The organism is Streptomyces sp. BPTC-684 (assembly GCF_030028635.1).
GTDB lineage: Bacteria > Actinomycetota > Actinomycetes > Streptomycetales > Streptomycetaceae > Streptomyces > Streptomyces noboritoensis.
This window is the reverse complement of record NZ_CP124863.1, coordinates 4,775,991-4,794,220: the sequence shown is the minus strand read 5'-3', so window position 1 is coordinate 4,794,220 and position 18,230 is coordinate 4,775,991. Positions and strand designations below refer to the sequence as shown.

Below are 18,230 nucleotides of genomic sequence, written 5' to 3'. Positions count from 1 at the left end.
GCGGCCGAAGAGATCCCCCGGAGGGTTCAGGGAAGGGGCGGGGTGGGGGCAAAAAAGGGCCGGGCCCCCGGAATCCGGGGGCCCGGCCCTTCAGCCTGCCGACGGCTGTGCGCGGGGTGCGCGCGTACCGCCCGTCAGTTGTCGTCCTCGTCGATCAGGAAGCCCCGCATCGGAGAGGGAGCCTGCTGCATCGGCGACGGCCCCTGCGGCCGCACCGGCGCCATCGGCTGCGTCATCGCGGGCGACATCTGCTGCTGCCCGCCGTAGGAGGGACCGCCACCCATCGACGGCTGGCCGCCCATGGTGTGCCCGCCCATCGAACCGGCACCGGCCGACGCCATCGACCCGCTCATCTGCGGAGCCGGCGGCAGCGACGCGGTCGCCGGGGTGCGCGGCGGAGCCAGCGAGTCGTCCGCCTGGGTCTCCAGCTGGCGCAGCTGCGACTCCAGGTAGGACTTCAGCCGCGTACGGTACTCGCGCTCGAAGCCGCGCAGGTCCTCGACCTTGCGCTCAAGGGTGGCGCGGGCGGACTCAAGGGAGCCCATCGCGACGCGGTGCTTCTCCTGCGCGTCCCGCTCCAGCGCGTCGGCCTTGGCGCGGGCGTCCCGCTCCAGGCCCTCGGCGCGCGACCGGGCCTCGCCGACGATCTTGTTGGCCTCGGAGCGGGCCTCGGCGATCGCCTGGTCGGCGGTCTGCTGGGCCAGCGAGAGGACGCGCGCGGCGCTGTCGCCGCCGGGGCCCTGGCCGGGCTGCGACATCTGCGGACCGTGGCCGCCCATGGGGCCGCCCATCGGCTGGCCCATGGGGCCCTGGCCGAGCTGGTTCTGACCCATCTGGTTCTGGCCCATCGGACCCTGGCCCATGGGGCCCTGACCCATCGGACCCTGGCCGAGCTGGTTCTGGCCCATCGGACCCTGGCCCATGGGGCCCTGGCCCATCGGACCCTGGCCGTGCTGGCCCTGCGGGCCGTGGCCACCGGGACCGGCGGGCAGCTGCGGGGCGCCGCTCGGCAGCTGGGGCGGGCCCATCTGCGGCTGCTGCTGCACCTGCGGAGGTCCGGATATGGCGGCGGGCACGGGCGCGCCCGGACCGCGCTGGTCCTGCGGCTCCGGCTTGCGCATACCCTGCTGCTGCTGGTTCTGCGCGGCGGCACGCGTCGCGGCGGCCAGCTTGGCGCGCAGGTCCTCGTTCTCGCGAAGCAGGCGGGTCAGTTCGGCTTCGACCTCGTCCAGGAAGGCATCGACCTCGTCCTCGTCGTAGCCTTCTCGGAGCCGGACGGTCGTGAACTGCTTGTTCCGCACGTCCTCAGGGGTCAGCGGCATCTCTTCTTCACCTCTACGTAGTCGTCGGCAGTCGGCAGGACCGTGTCGCTCACATCTATCTCCCCACGCTGGTGACGATGGAGATCAGGATGTACACGATGATCATCAGAACGAAGAAGGACAGGTCGAGTGCCACGCCCCCGAGACGCAGCGGCGGAATGAACCGCCGCAGAAGCTTGAGCGGTGGATCGGTGACAGTGTAGGTGGCCTCAAGAACGACCACCATCGCCTTGCCGGGTTCCCATGAACGTGCGAACTGCAAGACGTAGTCCATGACGAGCCGGAAGATCAGCACGATGAGGAAGCACATCAGCGCGATGTAGACCACATCCAGTGCGACGCCCATCTCGCGCTTCCCTCTCCCCTTGCTCTATGCCCCCGGCCCCTTGGCCGGATCGTTCCCGGTGTCGTGTTCTCAGCTCTGGTTGAAGAAACCGCCCTCTGCGATACGGGCCTTGTCCTCCGCCGTGACATCGACGTTAGCAGGCGACAACAGGAACACCTTCTGCGTCACCCGTTCAATACTGCCGTGCAAACCAAACACAAGACCGGCGGCAAAGTCGACAAGTCGCTTCGCATCCGTGTCGTCCATCTCGGTGAGGTTCATGATCACCGGCGTGCCCTCGCGGAAGTGTTCCCCGATGGTACGGGCCTCGTTGTAGGTCCGCGGGTGCAGCGTGGTGATGCGGTAGGGCTCCCGCTCGGACACGACCTTGGGCATGATCACCGGTGCGTTCTTCTCCAGGCTCGGACGTTCAGGTGTGATGGATGCCACGGGGGCGATTCGCGCCGGACGCCCCGATTCCGCGGGCACCAGGGCTGCGTGCGCGACCGGTTCACGGGGAGCCGGCGGCTGTACGGCTCGTACCGGTTCGTCCCGTTCGACCTGATGCGGAGGCTGGTGCCGGCGGCGGTCCCGCTCGGGCTCCGGCTCGGGTTCGAACTCGTCATCGGGGTCGAACCCCGGGCCGTCGTACCCATCGTCCTCCACGAGACCGAGGTAGACCGCCATCTTGCGCATCGCGCCGGCCATGCTCCGATTCCTCCGCTCTGTGGTGGATCGCCCTTGTCGCCAAATGTCGCTGTGTCACCAAGTGCCCACGATCCACTAGGTCTGCCCACCGAAGAGTGGGAATGACCATATTTTCTGCTGTGGTCCGACTTGCTTCGCGACGTTACCCGAGCCGGGGTCGGACTCCGAGTACCGCCGTACCGACGCGTACATGTGTCGCTCCGGCCGCAACAGCCTCTTCGAGGTCCGCACTCATCCCTGCTGACACCATGTTCGCAGCCGGATGAGCGCGGCGCAGGTCAGTCGACAAATCCATCAGCCGCTCGAATGCGGCCCGTTGCCGGTCCGCGTACTCACCCGCCAGCGGCGCCACGGTCATCAGACCGTCCAGCCGCAGACCGGGCGCGTCCGCCACAAGTCCGGCCAACTGCTCGATTCCGTCAGGGGCGATGCCGCCCCGGTCGCCCCGCGCACCCGACTCGGCGTCGAGCGCGACCTGGATCAGACACCCCACCTCCCGCTCCGCCTTCACGGCGGCCGCGGAGAGCGCGGTGACCAGCCGGTCCCGGTCGACGGACTGCACCAGATCCGAGTAAGTCACCACGGAACGGACCTTGTTCGTCTGGAGCTGGCCCACGAAGTGCCAGCGCAGATCGGCGAGGTCGGCGCAGGCCGCCGCCTTGGGGGCGGCGTCCTGGTCGCGGTTCTCGGCGACCTGACGCACCCCCAGCTCGTACAGGAGTCGCACGTCGCTCGCGGGGTAGGTCTTGGTGACCACGATGAGCGTCACATCGTCCCGCTTGCGCCCGACGGCCGCACAGGCCGCGGAGATACGTTCCTCCACCTGTGCCAGGTTCGCGGCGAGTTCCGCCTTACGGTCCGTCATGCCCGCTTCCCTCTCCCTCGGCTCCCGTCGCGTCCAGCCAGACGTATCCGGCGAGCCGCCCGGTGGTGTGGTCGCGGCGGTACGAGAAGTGGTCGTGCGATTCGAGCGTGCACACCCCCGACGCCTGCCGGTCCGTGATCCCGAGCGCCGCGAGCTGCGCGTGCACGCCCGCGGTGACGTCGACGGCCGGGGTCCCCCAGCTCGTCTCGGACCTAGCGGCCGGCTCGGCCGCGGCGACCTCGTCCCGCATCGCCGCCGGGACCTCGTAGCACTTGCCGCAGACGGCGGGGCCGGTCCGCGCGGTGATCCGGGACGGCTCGGCGCCGAGCGAGACCATCGCCTCGACCGCCGCGGGCACCACGCCCGCGACCATCCCGGGCCGCCCCGCGTGCGCGGCGGCCACCACCCCGGCGACCGGGTCGGCGAGGAGAACGGGGGTGCAGTCGGCGGTCAGGACCGCGAGGGCGAGGCCCCGACGGGCCGTCACCACCGCGTCCACGGCCGGGACCTCGGTGCCCGGGCCCCACGGCCCGTCCACCACGGCCACGTCCGGCCCGTGCACCTGGTTCATCCAGACCACAAGGTCCGGGTCGAGCCCCAGCGCCTTCGCGGCGAGGCCTCGGTTGGTCCGGACCGCGGCGGGGTCGTCGCCGACCGCGCCGCCGAGGTTGAGCTCCTCGTACGGAGCGGCGCTCACTCCGCCCCACCGGTCGGTGAAGGCGAAGTGCGCGCCGCTCACGAGGACGTGCTGCCCTATCACTTCAAGAAGTCCGGGACATCCAGCTCTTCGGCCTGGCTGTCCTGGTACGGGCGGGCCGTCGGCACGTGCGGCGGGTTCGCCTCGGCGACCGGGGCAGGCTCGACCGGGGCCGGGGCCGGGGTCTCCTCGCGCGCGCTCACCGTGCCGAGCCCGCCCAGCGGGCGCTCGGCGGCGCGGACCGGCGCGGGCTCGTCGCGCTTGGCGGCGGTGGAGCCCAGCACGTTGTCGCGGCGGGCGGGCGGCTGGCCGCCGTCGAACCCGGCCGCGATGACCGTGACCCGCACCTCGTCGCCGAGGGCGTCGTCGATGACCGCACCGAAGATGATGTTGGCCTCGGGGTGGGCGGCCTCGCTGACCAGCTGCGCGGCCTCGTTGATCTCGAAGAGACCGAGGTCGGAGCCGCCGGAGATGGAGAGCAGCACACCGCGGGCGCCGTCGATGGACGCCTCCAGGAGCGGCGAGGAGATCGCCATCTCGGCGGCGGCTACCGCGCGGTCGTCGCCGCGCGCCGAGCCGATGCCCATGAGCGCCGAACCGGCCTCGGACATGACCGACTTGACGTCGGCGAAGTCGAGGTTGATCAGGCCCGGGGTGGTGATCAGGTCGGTGATGCCCTGGACACCGGAGAGCAGGACCTGGTCGGCCGACTTGAAGGCGTCGAGCACCGAGACCTGGCGGTCCGAGATGGAAAGCAGCCGGTCGTTGGGGATGACGATGAGGGTGTCGACCTCTTCGCGGAGCTCGGCGATGCCGTCCTCCGCCTGGTTGGCGCGACGGCGGCCCTCGAAGGTGAACGGCCGGGTGACCACACCGATCGTGAGGGCGCCGAGCGAGCGCGCGATGTTGGCGACGACGGGTGCGCCGCCGGTGCCGGTGCCGCCGCCCTCTCCCGCGGTGACGAAGACCATGTCGGCCCCCTTGAGGACCTCCTCGATCTCCTCGCGGTGGTCCTCTGCCGCCTTGCGCCCGACTGCCGGGTTGGCTCCGGCCCCGAGGCCGCGGGTGAGTTCACGGCCGACGTCGAGCTTGACGTCGGCGTCGCTCATCAACAGAGCTTGTGCGTCGGTGTTGATCGCGATGAACTCGACGCCCTTGAGACCGACCTCGATCATTCGGTTGATGGCATTGACACCACCGCCGCCGACACCGATGACCTTGATGACTGCGAGGTAGTTCTGCGGTGCTGCCACGTCGAAGGCCTCTCGCCTCGAGTTACGGGTCGTCACGTGCGAGGACCGCACGGCGACGACGAATGCCGATGTGGGACGGTCCGAACGCCGACCCGAACCCTAACGTTGAAGTTTAGGGTTACCAATGTGTCTGTTCCTTGGACTCTTCCGAACAGGACACTAAGTCGACAAGTGGCGCACGTTCAACGAACACGCCGAACCTCCCGTTTTTCTTTTCACCCTATGTGATCACCCGTAGCGATGACCAACCAGGGTGCTGGCCAGCGCATATGTGCGTCAACTCCCCGATGCCGCAGGGGCGGTGGGGGCGCTCACATCGAAGTACCGCGCCCTGGGCGCCGCTTTCATGAGGGCGACCAGCGTACGGGCCTTGAGCTCCCCCTCCTCGTCACTGCCCCACATGACGGTACGCCCGCGGCTCAACTCCAGGGAGACCGCGTCGTACGAGGTGACCCGGACGAGTCGGGTGTCCCTGGCGACGGCGGACGGGAGTTCGCCCGCCACCTTGACCGCCTCGCGCACCAGTGCGTCGGCCGGAAAGCGGCGCAGCGAGGGCGAGTTGTCCGGGTTCAGTTCGAGCAGCGGTACGTGCGCGGGCGCCTTGGCGACCGTGGCGAACCGCACACCCTTGGCGTCCACTTCGGTGAAGTTCGCGCCTTTTTTCATCAGGAGAACGGGCTTGCGCTCGGTCACGTCGAGCGCGATGCCGTGCGGCCAGGAGCGGCTGACGTCCACCGAGTCGAGCCGCGGCAGCTTGCGCAGCAGCCGGGCCTCGATCGCCCCCGTGTCGACCGAGACCAGCGGGGATCCGACCGGAACGGCCGCCACCGCCTCGACCTCGGCGGGGGTGAGCACCTCGGTGCCGGTGGTCTCCACCTGCTCGACCCGCAGCCAGCCGGAGCCGTACAGCACCCACACGACGGCCGCGCCGAGGACGACGGCCGTGGCCAGAACCAGCAGCAGCCGGCGCCGGACGGGCAGGCGCAGGCGCAGCCGTCCCGCGCCGGGGCGGCGGGGGCCGGACGGGCCGGACTTCTTCGCCTGTCCCGCTCCGCGTCGAGCGGTCGCCTGTCCGGCCACGGTCCCCTGCCTTCTGCCGCTCCGTCAGCGCGCGGCGATCGCCTCGTACACCATGCCGACGAGCAGGTCGTCGGCGTCCCGGCGGCCGAACTCGGAGGCGGCGCGGGACATCTCGTACAGCCGGTGCGGGTCGGCGAGCACGGGCAGGACCTGGTCCTGCACCCACCCGGGGGTGAGCTCGGCGTCGTCGACCAGCAGACCGCCGCCCGCCTTGACCACCGGCTGGGCGTTGAGCCGCTGTTCGCCGTTGCCGATCGGCAGCGGTACGTAGGCGGCGGGCAGCCCGACGGCGGAGAGTTCGGCGACGGTCATCGCGCCCGCGCGGCAGAGCATCATGTCGGCCGCGGCGTACGCGAGATCCATCCGGTCCACGTACGGTACCGGGATGTAAGGCGGCATTCCGGGCATGTTGTCGACGCGCGGCACTTCGTTCTTCGGGCCGACCGCGTGCAGGATCTGGATGCCGGAGCGCTGGAGCACCGGAGCGACCTGCTGGATCACCTCGTTGAGGCGGCGGGCGCCCTGCGAGCCGCCGGAGACGAGCAGCGTCGGCAGGTTGGGGTCCAGGCCGAACGCGGCGCGCGCCTCGGGGCGGACCCGGGCGCGGTCGAGGGTGGCGATGGAGTGCCGCAGCGGGATGCCGATGTAGCGGGCGCCGCGCAGCTTGCTGTCGGGCGTGGCGACGGCGACCCCGGCCGCGTACCGCGAGCCGATCTTGTTGGCGAGGCCGGGGCGGGCGTTGGCCTCGTGGACGACGATCGGCACCCCGAGGCGCTTGGCGGCCAGATAGCCGGGCAGCGCCACATAGCCGCCGAAGCCGACGACGCAGTCCGCCTTGGTGCGCTCCAGGATCTGCTCGGCGGCCTTGATGGTGCCGCGCAGCCGCCCCGGGACGGTGATCAGTTCGGGGGTGGGCCTGCGGGGCAGCGGGACGGCCGGGATGAGCGCGAGTTCATAGCCCCGCTCGGGGACCAGCCGCGTCTCCAGGCCCTTCTCCGTGCCCAGGGCCGTGATCCCCACGGTCGGGTCCTGCCTGCGCAGGGCGTCCGCGAGGGCGAGCGCGGGCTCGATGTGGCCGGCGGTCCCCCCACCGGCGAGTACGACATGCACCGAAATTCACCGCTCTCCGGACGGACGCTTCTTGACGCGCCGTCTCATCGACTTCCAACTCACCCGAGGCTGCCGCATGGCCAGCGCCGCCCGCGCCGCGGGGTCGTCCCGCGCGAACGCGATCAGCAGCCCCACGGCGAACATGGTCGGCAGCAGCGCGGACCCACCGTAGGAGAACAGCGGGAGCGGGACACCGGCGATCGGCAGCAGGCCGAGCACCGCACCGATGTTGATCACGGCCTGGGCCACGATCCAGGTGGTCACACCTCCCGCGGCGTACCTCACGAAGGGGTCCTCCGTGCGTCCGGCCACGCGGATACCCGCATAGCCTAGAGCCGCGAACAGGGCGAGCACCGACAGTGTCCCCGCCAGGCCCAGTTCCTCACCGGTGATGGCGAAGATGAAGTCGGTGTGCGGTTCGGGGAGTTGACCCCATTTTTCCACACTCGCACCCAGACCGGAACCGAACCATCCGCCCGATGCCAGGGCGTAGATTCCGTGGACGGCCTGCCAGCACTGGTCCTGCGGGCCGGGGTCGGTGGCCCCGATGCAGGCGAGTCGGCCCATCCGGTTGGGGCTGGTCTTGATGAGGAGCACGGCGATGGTTCCGGCCACCGCGAGGACGCCCCCGAAGAGCCGGGTGGGCGCCCCGGCGAGCCAGAGCAGGCCGAAGAGGATCGCGGAGAGGATGATCGCGGTGCCCATGTCGCCGCCGAGCATGATCAGCCCGAGCAGCAGGAACGCCACCGGGACCAGCGGCACCAGCATGTGCTTCCACTGGGTGAGCAACCGTTTGTGCTGCTTGCGGGCGAGCAGGTCGGCGCCCCACAGGATCAGCGCCAGCTTGCCGAACTCACTGGGCTGGAGCTGGAACGGGCCGCCCAGATAGATCCAGTTCTGGTTGCCGTTGACCGACATCCCTATCCCGGGGATCTGCACCAGGACCATCAGGAAGACGGTGACCATCAGCATCGGGTACGAGAGCGCCCGGTGCAGCTTGGCGGGCATCCGGGCGGCCGCGAACATCAGGGCGCCGCCGATCAGTGCGGCGAGGAACTGCTTGCGGAAGAAGTACGAGGCCGGCAGCGACAGCTCCAGGGCCTTGATCATCGAGGCCGAGTAGACCATCACCAGACCGAGCACGGTGATCAGCAGCGAGCTGCCGAGGATCAGGTAGTACGCGGTGAGCGGCCGGTCCCAGGCCCGCCGGGCCCGCTCGAACAGCCGCCGCGGGCCGCCGCCCCGGGGGCGCCGTGACGGGGTGCCGCCGCTGCCGCGCCCGACCGCGGGGCGGCGTACGGACCCGGCGGCACGGCTGCGCAGGACGAGCCCGGGCGGGGTCGCTTCGGCCGGCATGTGTGCTGTCCCCTCCAGTCGTGCCCGGCGCCGCCGGTCCGCGGGACGGGTCCCGGCCGGCTAGGCGCGCTCGGCGGCGAGTTCGCGGACCGCTTCCGCGAACGCCTCGCCGCGCTTGTTGTAGTTGGTGAACATGTCCATCGAGGCACAGGCCGGGGCCAGCAGGACCGTGTCCCCGGGCTTCGCCAGACCGGCCGCCTCGCGGACCGCCGCGGACATCGCCCCAGTGTCGGTCCGGTCGAGGTCGACCACCGGTACCTCGGGGGCGTGTCGCGCCAGCGCTTCGGCGATCAGACGGCGCTCGGCGCCGATCAGGACGACCCCGCGCAGCCGCTTCGCGGACCGCTGGACGAGCTCGTCGAAGGACGCGCCCTTGGCGAGGCCCCCGGCGATCCAGACGATCGGCTCGTAGGCGGCCAGGGAGGCCTCGGCGGCGTGCGTGTTGGTCGCCTTGGAGTCGTCCACGTACGCGACCGAGTCGACGTCCGCCACGTGCGCGATCCGGTGGGCGTCCGGGCGGAAGGCCCGCAGCCCGTCCCGTACGGCCTTGGGCTCGACGCCGAAGGCGCGGGCGAGGGCGGCCGCCGCGAGGGCGTTGGCGATGTTGTGGGGCGCGGGCGGATTGACGTCCGCGACCTCGGCCAGCTCCTGGGCGTTCTTCTGCCGGTTGGCGACGAAGGCGCGGTCGACCAGGATGCCGTCCACGACGCCGAGCTGGGAGGGGCCGGGGGTGCCGAGGGTGAAGCCGATCGCCCGGCAGCCCTCCTCGACGTCGGCCTCGCGGACCAGGTCCTCGGTGGCCGGATCCGCCGCGTTGTAGACGCAGGCGACCGTGTTGCCCTCGTAGATCCGGCCCTTGTCGGCCGCGTACGCCTCCATGGAGCCGTGCCAGTCGAGGTGGTCCGGGGCCAGGTTGAGCACGGCGGCCGAGTGGGCGCGCAGCGAGGGCGCCCAGTGCAGCTGGTAGCTGGAGAGCTCCACGGCGAGTACGTCGTACGTCTCCTCGCCGAGCACCACGTCGATGATCGGCGTGCCGATGTTGCCGACGGCGGCGGTGCGCAGGCCCGCCGCACGCAGGATCGACGCCAGCATCTGGGTGGTGGTGGTCTTGCCGTTGGTACCGGTGATCGCCAGCCAGGGGGCCGCGTTCTCGCCGCGCAGCTGCCAGGCGATCTCCACGTCCCCGACCACGTCCACGCCCGCCTCGGCGGCGGCCGCGAACAGCGGGGAGTCGGGCTTCCAGCCGGGCGAGGTGACGACCAGACCGGTCCCCTCGGGGAGCGTCTGCGCGTCCCCGAGGCGGACGGAGATACCTTCCTCCGCCAGTTCGGCGGCGCGCTCCCGGTGCGTACCGGAGTCCCCGCCGTCCACGACCGTCACCACGGCGCCGAGACCGGCCAGGGCGCGGGCGGCGCTGATGCCGCTCACCCCGAGACCGGCGACGGTGATCCGCATGCCCTGCCAGCTCTGACTCACTTGTCGGCTGCCCATCCCGCGTAGAAGAGACCCAGACCCACGATGACGCACATGCCCTGGATGATCCAGAATCTCACCACCACAAGGACTTCGGACCAGCCCTTGAGTTCGAAGTGGTGCTGGAGCGGGGCCATCCGGAAGACGCGCTTCCCGGTCATCTTGAACGAGCCGACCTGGATGACCACCGACATGGTGATCATCACGAAGAGGCCGCCGAGCAGCGCGATCAGGAACTCGGTGCGCGAGCAGATCGCCAGACCCGCGAGCGCGCCGCCGAGCGCGAGCGAACCGGTGTCGCCCATGAAGATCTTGGCGGGCGAGGTGTTCCACCACAGGAAGCCGAAGCAGGAGCCCATCAGGGCCGAGGCGACCACCGCGAGGTCCAGTGGGTCGCGTACCTCGAAGCAGGCGTTGGGGTTGGTCAGGGTCTGCGCGTTGGCGCAGGACTCCTGGAACTGCCACAGCCCGATGAAGGTGTACGCGCCGAAGACCATCACCGACGCGCCGGTGGCCAGACCGTCCAGACCGTCCGTCAGGTTCACGCCGTTGGACATGGCGAGAATCATGAACAGCGCCCAGATCACGAACAGGACGGGGCCGATGGACCAGCCGAAGTCCGTGATGAAGGAGAGCTTGGTGGAGGCGGGCGTCTGGTGCCGCTTGTCCTCGAACTGGAGGGACAGGACGGCGAAGGCGATGCCGACGATCAGCTGTCCGGCCATCTTCGCCTTGGCGCGCAAGCCCAGCGAACGCTGCTTGACGATCTTGATGTAGTCGTCCAGGAAGCCGACCAGGCCCATGCCGGCGGTCAGGAAGAGCACCAGCAGACCAGAGAAGGTCGGGTCCTCGCTGGTGATCACCTTCGTCGCGGCGTACGCGATGAGCGTGGCCAGGATGAAGGCGATGCCGCCCATGGTGGGCGTGCCCTTCTTGCCGGCGTGGCCGCGCGGCCCGTCGTCGCGGATGAACTGGCCGTAGCCCTTGCGGGCGAGCAGCTTGATGAGCAACGGGGTGCCGACCAGGGTCAGGAAGAGACCGATGGCTCCCGCGAAGAGGATCTGCCTCATCGGGCGGCGACCTCGCCCTCGACGCCACCGTCGAGCAGCGCGAGTGCCACCCGTTCCAGGCCGATCGACCGCGATGCCTTCACCAGCACGACGTCTCCCGGGCGCAGTTCACTGCGCAACAGGTCGACGGCCGCCTGTGCGTCGGACACGTGCACCGACTCCTCACCCCACGAACCCTCGTTATATGCGCCCAGTTGCAGCCAGGACGCTTCCCGGTCCCCGACTGCCACGAGCTTGCTGACGTTGAGCCGGACGGCGAGCCGTCCGACCGCGTCGTGCTCGGCGAGCGATTCGTCGCCGAGCTCGGCCATCGGACCGAGCACCGCCCACGTCCGGCGCCCCTTGCCCATGGCCGCGAGCGCGCGCAGGGCGGCTCGCATGGACTCGGGGTTCGCGTTGTAGGCGTCGTTGACGACTGTCACACCGTCCGGACGCTCGGTGACCTCCATACGCCAGCGGGAGAGGGTGCCCGCCTCGGAGAGCGCGAGGGCGATCTCGTCTGCGGACATGCCCAGCTCATGGGCGACGGCGGCCGCGGCGAGCGCGTTCGACACGTGGTGCTCACCGTACAGGCGCAAGGTCACGTCGCTGCACCCGGAGGGTGTGTGAAGCCTGAAGGAGGGCTGTCCGGCTGCTGTGAGCCGGACATTCTCGGCGCGTACGTCCGCGTCCTCGGCCTCGCCGAAGAGCACGACGCGCGCCTTGGTGCGCGGCGCCATGGCCCGTACGAGCGGGTCGTCCGCGTTCAGCACGGCGCAGCCGTCCTGCGGCAGCACCTCCACCAGTTCGCCCTTGGCCTCGGCGATCTGCTCGCGGCCGCCGAACTCGCCGATATGGGCGGTGCCGACGTTGAGGACGAGCCCGATCCGCGGCGGGGTCAGACCGGTGAGGTAGCGGATGTGGCCGATGCCGCGCGCGCCCATCTCCAGGACCAGGTGCCGGGTCTCGGAGGTGGCGGTGAGCGCGGTCAGCGGCAGGCCGATCTCGTTGTTGAGCGAGCCCGGTGTGTAGACCGTCGGCGCGTGCCGCTGGAGCACCTGCGCGATCAGGTCCTTGGTGGAGGTCTTGCCGGAGGAGCCGGTGAGCGCCACCACATCGGTGCCCAGACGGCGCACGACCTCGCGGGCCAGCGCCCCGAGGGCGCCCTGGACGTCGTCGACGACGATCGCGGGCACGCCGACGGGCCGGGCGGCCAGCACGGCCACCGCTCCCGCCTCGTACGCCACGCGCGCGTAGTCGTGGCCGTCGACGTGCTCGCCCGCGAAGGCGGCGAAGAGGGAACCGGGCGCCACCAGGCGGGAGTCGATGACGACGGATCCGGTGACCTGGACGGACGGATCCGGTATGTCGTACGACTGCCCGCCGACGATTTCGGCGATCTCGGCGAGGGAGAGGGCGATCACTGCTTCATCCCTGACTGTGCTTGGCGGTGTTCGATCGCGGCCCGCAGGACCAGACGGTCGTCGAAGGGGCGGACCACTCCGGCGGTGTCCTGGCCCTGTTCGTGGCCCTTGCCCGCGACCAGGACGGTGTCGCCCGGTTCGGCGCGGGCCACGGCCGCGGCGATGGCGGCGGCCCGGTCGGCGTCGACCAGGACGTCGCCGCGCTCGTGGACGGGCACCTCGGCGGCGCCCGCGAGCATCGCGGCGAGGATGGCGAGGGGGTCCTCGGAGCGGGGGTTGTCCGAGGTCAGTACGGCGGTGTCGGCGAGCCTGGCGGCAGCGGCGCCCATCGGCGCCCGCTTGGTCTGGTCGCGGTCCCCGCCGCAGCCCAGGACGATGTGCAGCTTGCCCCGGGTGACCTTGCGCAGCGAGCGCAAAACCGATTCGACGGCGTCCGTCTTGTGCGCGTAGTCCACCACCGCCAGGAACCGCTGGCCCGCGTCCACCCGCTCGAGGCGGCCGGGCACGCCCGGTACGGCGGCCACGCCGTCGGCAGCGGTCTGCGGGTCGATGCCCGCGACGGCCAGCGTGACGATCGCGGCGAGGGTGTTGGCCACGTTGAAGGGGCCGGGCAGCGGGGCGGTGGCGGAGATCCGCTCGCCCTTGGGGCCGACGGCCGTGAAGGTCGAGCTGTCCTGGCGTACGTCCACGTCCTCGGCGCGCCAGTCGGCGTCCGGGTGGCCCTCGGCCGAGAAGGTGGTGACCTCGATGCCGGACTCGCCGGCGGCCAGTCTGCGGCCGTACTCGTCGTCGAGGTTCACCACCCCGAGCCGCGCGCGCTCCGGCGTGAACAGCTGCGCCTTGGCCCGGAAGTAGTCCTCCATGTCGGAGTGGAACTCCATGTGCTCCGGGCTCAGGTTGTTGAAGACGGCGACGTCGAAGACGCAGCCGTCGACCCGGCCGAGCACCAGGGCGTGGCTGGAGACCTCCATGGCGACCGACTCGACCCCGCGCTCGCGCATCACCGCGAACAGGGCCTGCAGGTCGGTGGCTTCGGGGGTGGTGCGCTCGGACTTGATGCGCTCGTCGCCGATGCGCATCTCGACCGTGCCGATCAGGCCGGTGCGGTGGCCCGCCCCGCGCAGCCCGCCCTCGACGAGGTACGCGGTGGTGGTCTTCCCGGAGGTTCCGGTGATGCCCAGCTGGAGCAGGTCGCGGCCGGGGCGCCCGTAGATCTCGGCGGCCAGCTCGCCCATGGCGCCGCGCGGGTCCTCGGTGACCAGGACCGGCAGGCCGGTCGCGGCGGCGCGGTCGGCGCCCGCCGGGTCGGTGAGGACGGCGGCAGCTCCCAGGCCCGCGGCCTGGGCCGCGAAGTCGGCGCCGTGGAAGCGGGCGCCCGGCAGGGCCGCGTAGAGGTCGCCGGGGCGGACCGCGCGGGAGTCGTGGGTGATGCCGGTGACCTCTCCCGACCCCGGGGTCTCGGCGCCCAGCCGGTCGGCCAGTTCGCCCAGGGATGTCGGGCGGGCCCGGTCCGGCCGGGGCGCTCCCGGCTGGTGCGCGGGGGCGTCCTGCGGGGTGGTTCGGTACTGATCAGCGTGTGGCACGGCGGTGAGCGTACCGGGCGTACCCGCCGGGTCGCCAAAAGAGGGGGGCGGGGCGGGGTGGTTGCGGTCCTGGTTCCCGGGACCGGGGGTGATGGTTGTCACTGATGGTTCCGGATTCAGTCGTTGCCGCCGAAGGAGACGGGCAGATGGGGCTGCTTGGCGCCGGTCGGCGGGATCTGCAGGGTCTTGAGCGCGAACTCCATCACCTGCTTGTAGATCGGGCCGCAGATCTGGCCGCCGAAGTAGCTGCCCTTGGTCGGGTTCTGGATGGCGCAGTAGACGGTGATCGCGGGCTTGTCGGCGGGGGCGAAGCCGGCGAAGGACGCGGTGTAGCCGTGGTAGCGGCCGGTCTTCGGGTCGACTCGGTTGGCGGTTCCGGTCTTGCCCGCGACCCGGTAGCCGGGGATGCGGGCCTTGGTTCCGGTTCCCTCCTCGTCGCCGACCACCGACTCCAGCATCTCGGCCACGGTCTTGGCGGTCTTCTCGCTGACCACCCGGGACTGCTTGGGCGCGGGGGCCGGGGTGAAGCGGCCGTCGGGGCCCTTGGTGCCCCGTACCAGCGTCGGTTCGATCCGCACCCCGCCGTTGGCGATCGTCGAGTACACGGAGGCCGCCTGCATGGCGCTGAGCGAGAGGCCCTGGCCGAAGCGGACCGTGTACTGCTGGGAGGTCGACCACTTCTGCGGCGGCGCCAGGATGCCGGGGGTCTCGCCTGGGTAGCCGAGGCCGGTCGGCGAGCCGAGGCCGAACTTGCGCAGATACGAGTAGAGGACCTGGTCGGCCTCGGCGTCGGTCTTGCCGAGCTGCTCCACGGCGAGGATCGTGCCGATGTTGCTGGACTTGGCGAGGACGCCGTTGAGCGTCAGGTTCCAGGTCGGGTGGTCGATGTCGTCCTTGAAGAGCCGGTCGCCGCGGTGCAGCCGGTTGGGCACGGTGACGTGGGTCAGCGGGGTCGCCGCGTTCTCCTCCAGGACCGCGGCCATGGACATGACCTTGGCGGTGGAGCCCGGCTCGTACACGTCCTGGACGGCCGCGTTGCCCAGCGCCGCCCTGTTGGCGTGCGCGAGGTCGTTGGGGTCGAAGCCGGGCGCGTTGGCCATGGCCAGGACCTCGCCGGTGTCGGTGCGCTGGACCACCACATAGCCCCGGTCGGCCTGGGACTTGCGGACCTGGTCGGTGATGGCCTTCTGGGCCATCCACTGGATGTCCCGGTCGATGGTCAGCTCGACGCCCGAGCCGGGCACGGCCGGGGTCTCGCGGGTGCCCGCGGTGGGCACCCGGCGGCCGCCCGACTGGGCGTAGGTGATCTTGCCGTCCTGGCCGGCCAGGACCTTGTCGAGCTGGGACTCCAGGCCCCCGCCGCCGCGCCCCTCGGCGTTGACGTAGCCCAGTATCCCGGCGGCGAGGTCGCCGTTGGGGTAGACCCGCTTGCTGCTGGACTCGTTGAAGACGCCGCCGAGCACATTGGCGCCGGGGCCGCCCTTGGCCAGATCGGCCCGGGCCTTCTCGGCGAAGACCTTCTTCAGGTCCTTGATCTGGTTCCACACCTGCGGGGTCTGGCGGCGGGCGAGGACCACATAGCGGCTCTTGGGCGTCTTGAGCCTCTTGGCGATCTCCTCCTGGTCCTTGCCGATCAGCGGGGACAGCAGGGCCGCGGCCTGCTCGGGGGCGTCGTCGGCCTTGCTGGCCGCCGGCGTGAACATCGACGGATCGGCGGTGATGTCGTACGCGTCGACGCTGGTGGCCAGGGCGACGCCGGCGCGGTCGGTGATCTCGCCGCGCTCGGCGGGCAGCGCATAGCTGGCGTACCGGTTCTTCTCCGCCTTGGCGGAGTACGCGCTGGCGTCGACCGCCTGCACCTGGAGCAGCCGGACCACGAAGGCGATCATGACGAGGGTGAGCCCCAGGCTGACCAGCCGCAGCCGGGGCCGGGGGCTGCCGAGTCTCAGGCGCGCGGGGGCCTTGGGGCGGCGCTGCGCCGGGCGGGCCTGGGGGCGCGGCCGCGCGGGTCCTGGCACCCGGCGGCGCGGTGGTTCCTGGGGGCTCACTGCGTCACCTGCCGGGGGTCGGGGAGGTCTTCGCGGGGGCGGGCGCCGGGGGCGCGGCGGGAGCGGGGGCACGCGGCGGCGTGCCGGAGGGGGTGTGCGCGGGCGCGGGGGTCGGCTGGGCGTTGGGCGCCGGGGGCTCGGTGGCGGGCGCGGACGCGGGGGCCGTCACGGCCGCGCCCTGGACCATCTCCGGGCTGAGCGCCGGGGCCGGCTGGGCGGCGCCCGCGCCGGGCACGCCCTTGACCGTGCCGTTGGGGTTGAGGAAGAGGGGGCTGCCGCCGGGGACCATGCCGAGCTCGGTGGCCCGGCGGGAGAGCGCGTCGGGGGCGGAGAGGCCGTCCACGTCGTGCTGGAGGGCCTGCTGCTCGTCGGTGAGCTCGGTGGTCTGGCGGCGCAGCTCGCTCAGCTTGAACGAGCCCTCGTTCAGCGCGGAGTTCAGCAGCAGCAGGCTGATCAGACCGCCGCCGAGGAGCACGACGACCAGCAGCACGAAGGGGGTGCGCGCGGCGCTGCGCGCGCCCGCGGGGGGCAGCAGCCGGCCGAGCCGGGCCGCCCGCCCCCGCAGCTGCCTGGCCGGTCGGCTCACCGCAGGTCCTCCCGGATCCGCTGGGCCCCGCGGAACCTGGCGGGGGCCGCCCGCCGGTTCTCGGCGACCTCCTCCTCCGTGGGCAGTTCGGCGCCGCGGGTCAGCAGCTTGAGGCGCGGCTGGTACTGCTCGGGCACGACCGGCAGACCCGGCGGCGCGGTGTTGGCGGCGCCGGCCGCGAAGACCTGCTTGACCAGGCGGTCCTCCAGCGAGTGGTACGAGAGGACCGCGATCCGGCCGCCGACGTCCAGGGCCGCCACGGCCGCCGGGATCGCCCGCTCCAGGACCGAGAGCTCGCCGTTGACCTCGATGCGCAGGGCCTGGAAGGTGCGCTTGGCGGGGTTGCCGCCGGTGCGCTTGGCGGCCTGCGGCAGCGAGTCGCGGATCAGCTCGACCAGCCGCGCGCTGTTGCTGAACGGCTCCTTCTCGCGCTCGCGGACGATCGCCGAGACGATCCGCTTGGCCTGCTTCTCCTCGCCGTACTGCCGCAGGATCCGCACCAGCTCGCCCGGCGGGTAGGTGTTGAGCACCTCGGCCGCGCTGACGCCGGTGGTCTGGTCCATGCGCATGTCGAGCGGGGCGTCCTGCGCGTAGGCGAAGCCGCGGTCGGCCTCGTCGAGCTGCATCGAGGAGACGCCGAGGTCGAAGAGGATTCCCTGGACGCGCGGGACGCCGAGCCGGTCCAGGACCTCGGGGAGCTCGTCGTAGACGGCGTGGACCAGCGTCGCGCGCTCCCCGTAGGGCGCCAGGCGCTCGCCGGAGAGCCGCAGGGCCTCCTTGTCCCGGTCGAGGGCGATCAGGCGTACCTCGGGGAACCGGGTCAGCAGGGCCTCACTGTGGCCGCCGAGGCCCAGGGTGCAGTCGACGACGACCGCCCCCGGCTGCGTCAGGGCCGGAGCCAGCAGGTCCAGGCACCGCTGGAGCATCACCGGGACGTGCCGGCTCTGTCCCTCCCGTCGCCCGTCGCCGCCCTCGCTGGGAAGCGCTTCGCGCCCTGTCACTTTGGCCCTCTCAGGTCCGGCGGGCACCGGGCGCATACCGCCGGGTCCCCACCCGCTCGGAAGGTCTGCCGGCGCCGGGGAAGTGGCGTCAGCCGACCGGCGAGCGGGGGGAGGCCGAGCCGTACGCGCGCCGCGCACGCGGGGGGAAACTGTGCAACTGCTCTGTACTGCGGATACGGAATCTGTCCCCGCAAGCGGGCCGGAGCGTGTCACCCCTCCCACTTCGCGTCACTTTAGTCCACCGGTCCTTTCGGTCAATCAACGGCCCAGCGCGTCGCGGGGTGCGCTTTTCACCCGCACGGGCGACCGATTACCACGCTTGTGGGTTACCTCACAACCGACCGAGTTGA

Annotated in this window: 16 protein-coding genes; all 16 read right to left on the bottom strand. The window is 71.5% G+C overall.

All coding sequences use genetic code 11. From position 1 onward, the window contains the following. Nucleotides 1-134: 134 nt before the first annotated feature. The 16 genes from QIY60_RS21170 to rsmH all read right to left on the bottom strand — a co-directional run bounded on the left by QIY60_RS21170 (nucleotide 135) and on the right by rsmH (nucleotide 17,880). Nucleotides 135-1,322 (bottom strand): DivIVA domain-containing protein, encoded by a 1,188-nt coding sequence (locus tag QIY60_RS21170; RefSeq protein WP_283143839.1) that lies wholly within the window; start codon nucleotides 1,320-1,322, stop codon nucleotides 135-137. Nucleotides 1,323-1,377: 55 nt separating this feature from the next. After that, on the bottom strand, nucleotides 1,378-1,668 hold the full coding sequence (locus tag QIY60_RS21165) for a YggT family protein (protein ID WP_067158122.1): 291 nt from the start codon (nucleotides 1,666-1,668) through the stop codon (nucleotides 1,378-1,380). Between the two features lie 69 nt (nucleotides 1,669-1,737). After that, entirely contained in the window at nucleotides 1,738-2,355 is a 618-nt protein-coding gene (gene sepF / locus QIY60_RS21160; RefSeq protein ID WP_283143838.1) for a cell division protein SepF, read from the bottom strand. A 142-nt stretch (nucleotides 2,356-2,497) separates the two neighbouring features. Beyond that, nucleotides 2,498-3,220, bottom strand: a complete 723-nt coding sequence (locus QIY60_RS21155; protein ID WP_283143837.1) for a YggS family pyridoxal phosphate-dependent enzyme — start codon at nucleotides 3,218-3,220, stop codon at nucleotides 2,498-2,500. Then, nucleotides 3,207-3,959 carry a peptidoglycan editing factor PgeF gene (pgeF, locus tag QIY60_RS21150; RefSeq protein WP_283143836.1) on the bottom strand — a complete coding sequence of 251 codons (753 nt, stop codon included), beginning with the start codon at nucleotides 3,957-3,959 and terminating at the stop codon, nucleotides 3,207-3,209. The genes QIY60_RS21155 and pgeF overlap by 14 nt, the downstream gene beginning before the upstream one ends. 17 nt (nucleotides 3,960-3,976) lie before the next feature. After that, on the bottom strand, nucleotides 3,977-5,170 hold the full coding sequence (gene ftsZ / locus QIY60_RS21145) for a cell division protein FtsZ (RefSeq protein ID WP_283143835.1): 1,194 nt from the start codon (nucleotides 5,168-5,170) through the stop codon (nucleotides 3,977-3,979). Nucleotides 5,171-5,446: 276 nt separating this feature from the next. Beyond that, on the bottom strand, nucleotides 5,447-6,250 hold the full coding sequence (locus tag QIY60_RS21140) for an FtsQ-type POTRA domain-containing protein (RefSeq protein ID WP_283143834.1): 804 nt from the start codon (nucleotides 6,248-6,250) through the stop codon (nucleotides 5,447-5,449). Nucleotides 6,251-6,274: 24 nt separating this feature from the next. Then, entirely contained in the window at nucleotides 6,275-7,360 is a 1,086-nt protein-coding gene (murG, locus tag QIY60_RS21135; RefSeq protein WP_101387923.1) for an undecaprenyldiphospho-muramoylpentapeptide beta-N-acetylglucosaminyltransferase, read from the bottom strand. A gap of 6 nt (nucleotides 7,361-7,366) precedes the next feature. Further along, complete coding sequence (ftsW, locus tag QIY60_RS21130) at nucleotides 7,367-8,716, bottom strand: putative lipid II flippase FtsW (RefSeq protein ID WP_283143833.1); 1,350 nt, start codon at nucleotides 8,714-8,716, stop codon at nucleotides 7,367-7,369. Nucleotides 8,717-8,776: 60 nt separating this feature from the next. Further along, complete coding sequence (gene murD, locus QIY60_RS21125; RefSeq protein ID WP_283143832.1) at nucleotides 8,777-10,207, bottom strand: UDP-N-acetylmuramoyl-L-alanine--D-glutamate ligase; 1,431 nt, start codon at nucleotides 10,205-10,207, stop codon at nucleotides 8,777-8,779. Continuing rightward, a complete protein-coding gene (mraY, locus tag QIY60_RS21120; RefSeq protein WP_283143831.1) occupies nucleotides 10,189-11,259 on the bottom strand; it encodes a phospho-N-acetylmuramoyl-pentapeptide-transferase in 1,071 nt (356 codons plus the stop codon). The genes murD and mraY overlap by 19 nt, the downstream gene beginning before the upstream one ends. Beyond that, the gene (gene murF, locus QIY60_RS21115; protein ID WP_283143830.1) at nucleotides 11,256-12,662 is read right to left on the bottom strand and encodes a UDP-N-acetylmuramoyl-tripeptide--D-alanyl-D-alanine ligase; all 1,407 of its coding nucleotides are present in this window, start codon (nucleotides 12,660-12,662) and stop codon (nucleotides 11,256-11,258) included. Before murF ends, mraY begins: the two co-directional genes overlap by 4 nt. Next, a complete protein-coding gene (locus tag QIY60_RS21110; protein WP_283143829.1) occupies nucleotides 12,659-14,347 on the bottom strand; it encodes a UDP-N-acetylmuramoyl-L-alanyl-D-glutamate--2,6-diaminopimelate ligase in 1,689 nt (562 codons plus the stop codon). The genes murF and QIY60_RS21110 overlap by 4 nt, the downstream gene beginning before the upstream one ends. Nucleotides 14,348-14,361: 14 nt before the next feature. After that, nucleotides 14,362-16,293: a penicillin-binding protein 2 gene (locus tag QIY60_RS21105; protein ID WP_283143828.1), complete on the bottom strand. Its 1,932-nt coding sequence runs from the start codon at nucleotides 16,291-16,293 to the stop codon at nucleotides 14,362-14,364. A 4-nt stretch (nucleotides 16,294-16,297) separates the two neighbouring features. Further along, nucleotides 16,298-16,879, bottom strand: a complete 582-nt coding sequence (locus QIY60_RS21100) for a septum formation initiator (RefSeq protein WP_283143827.1) — start codon at nucleotides 16,877-16,879, stop codon at nucleotides 16,298-16,300. Next, nucleotides 16,876-17,880 (bottom strand): 16S rRNA (cytosine(1402)-N(4))-methyltransferase RsmH, encoded by a 1,005-nt coding sequence (gene rsmH, locus QIY60_RS21095; RefSeq protein ID WP_283143826.1) that lies wholly within the window; start codon nucleotides 17,878-17,880, stop codon nucleotides 16,876-16,878. Before rsmH ends, QIY60_RS21100 begins: the two co-directional genes overlap by 4 nt. Nucleotides 17,881-18,230 lie beyond the last annotated feature (350 nt).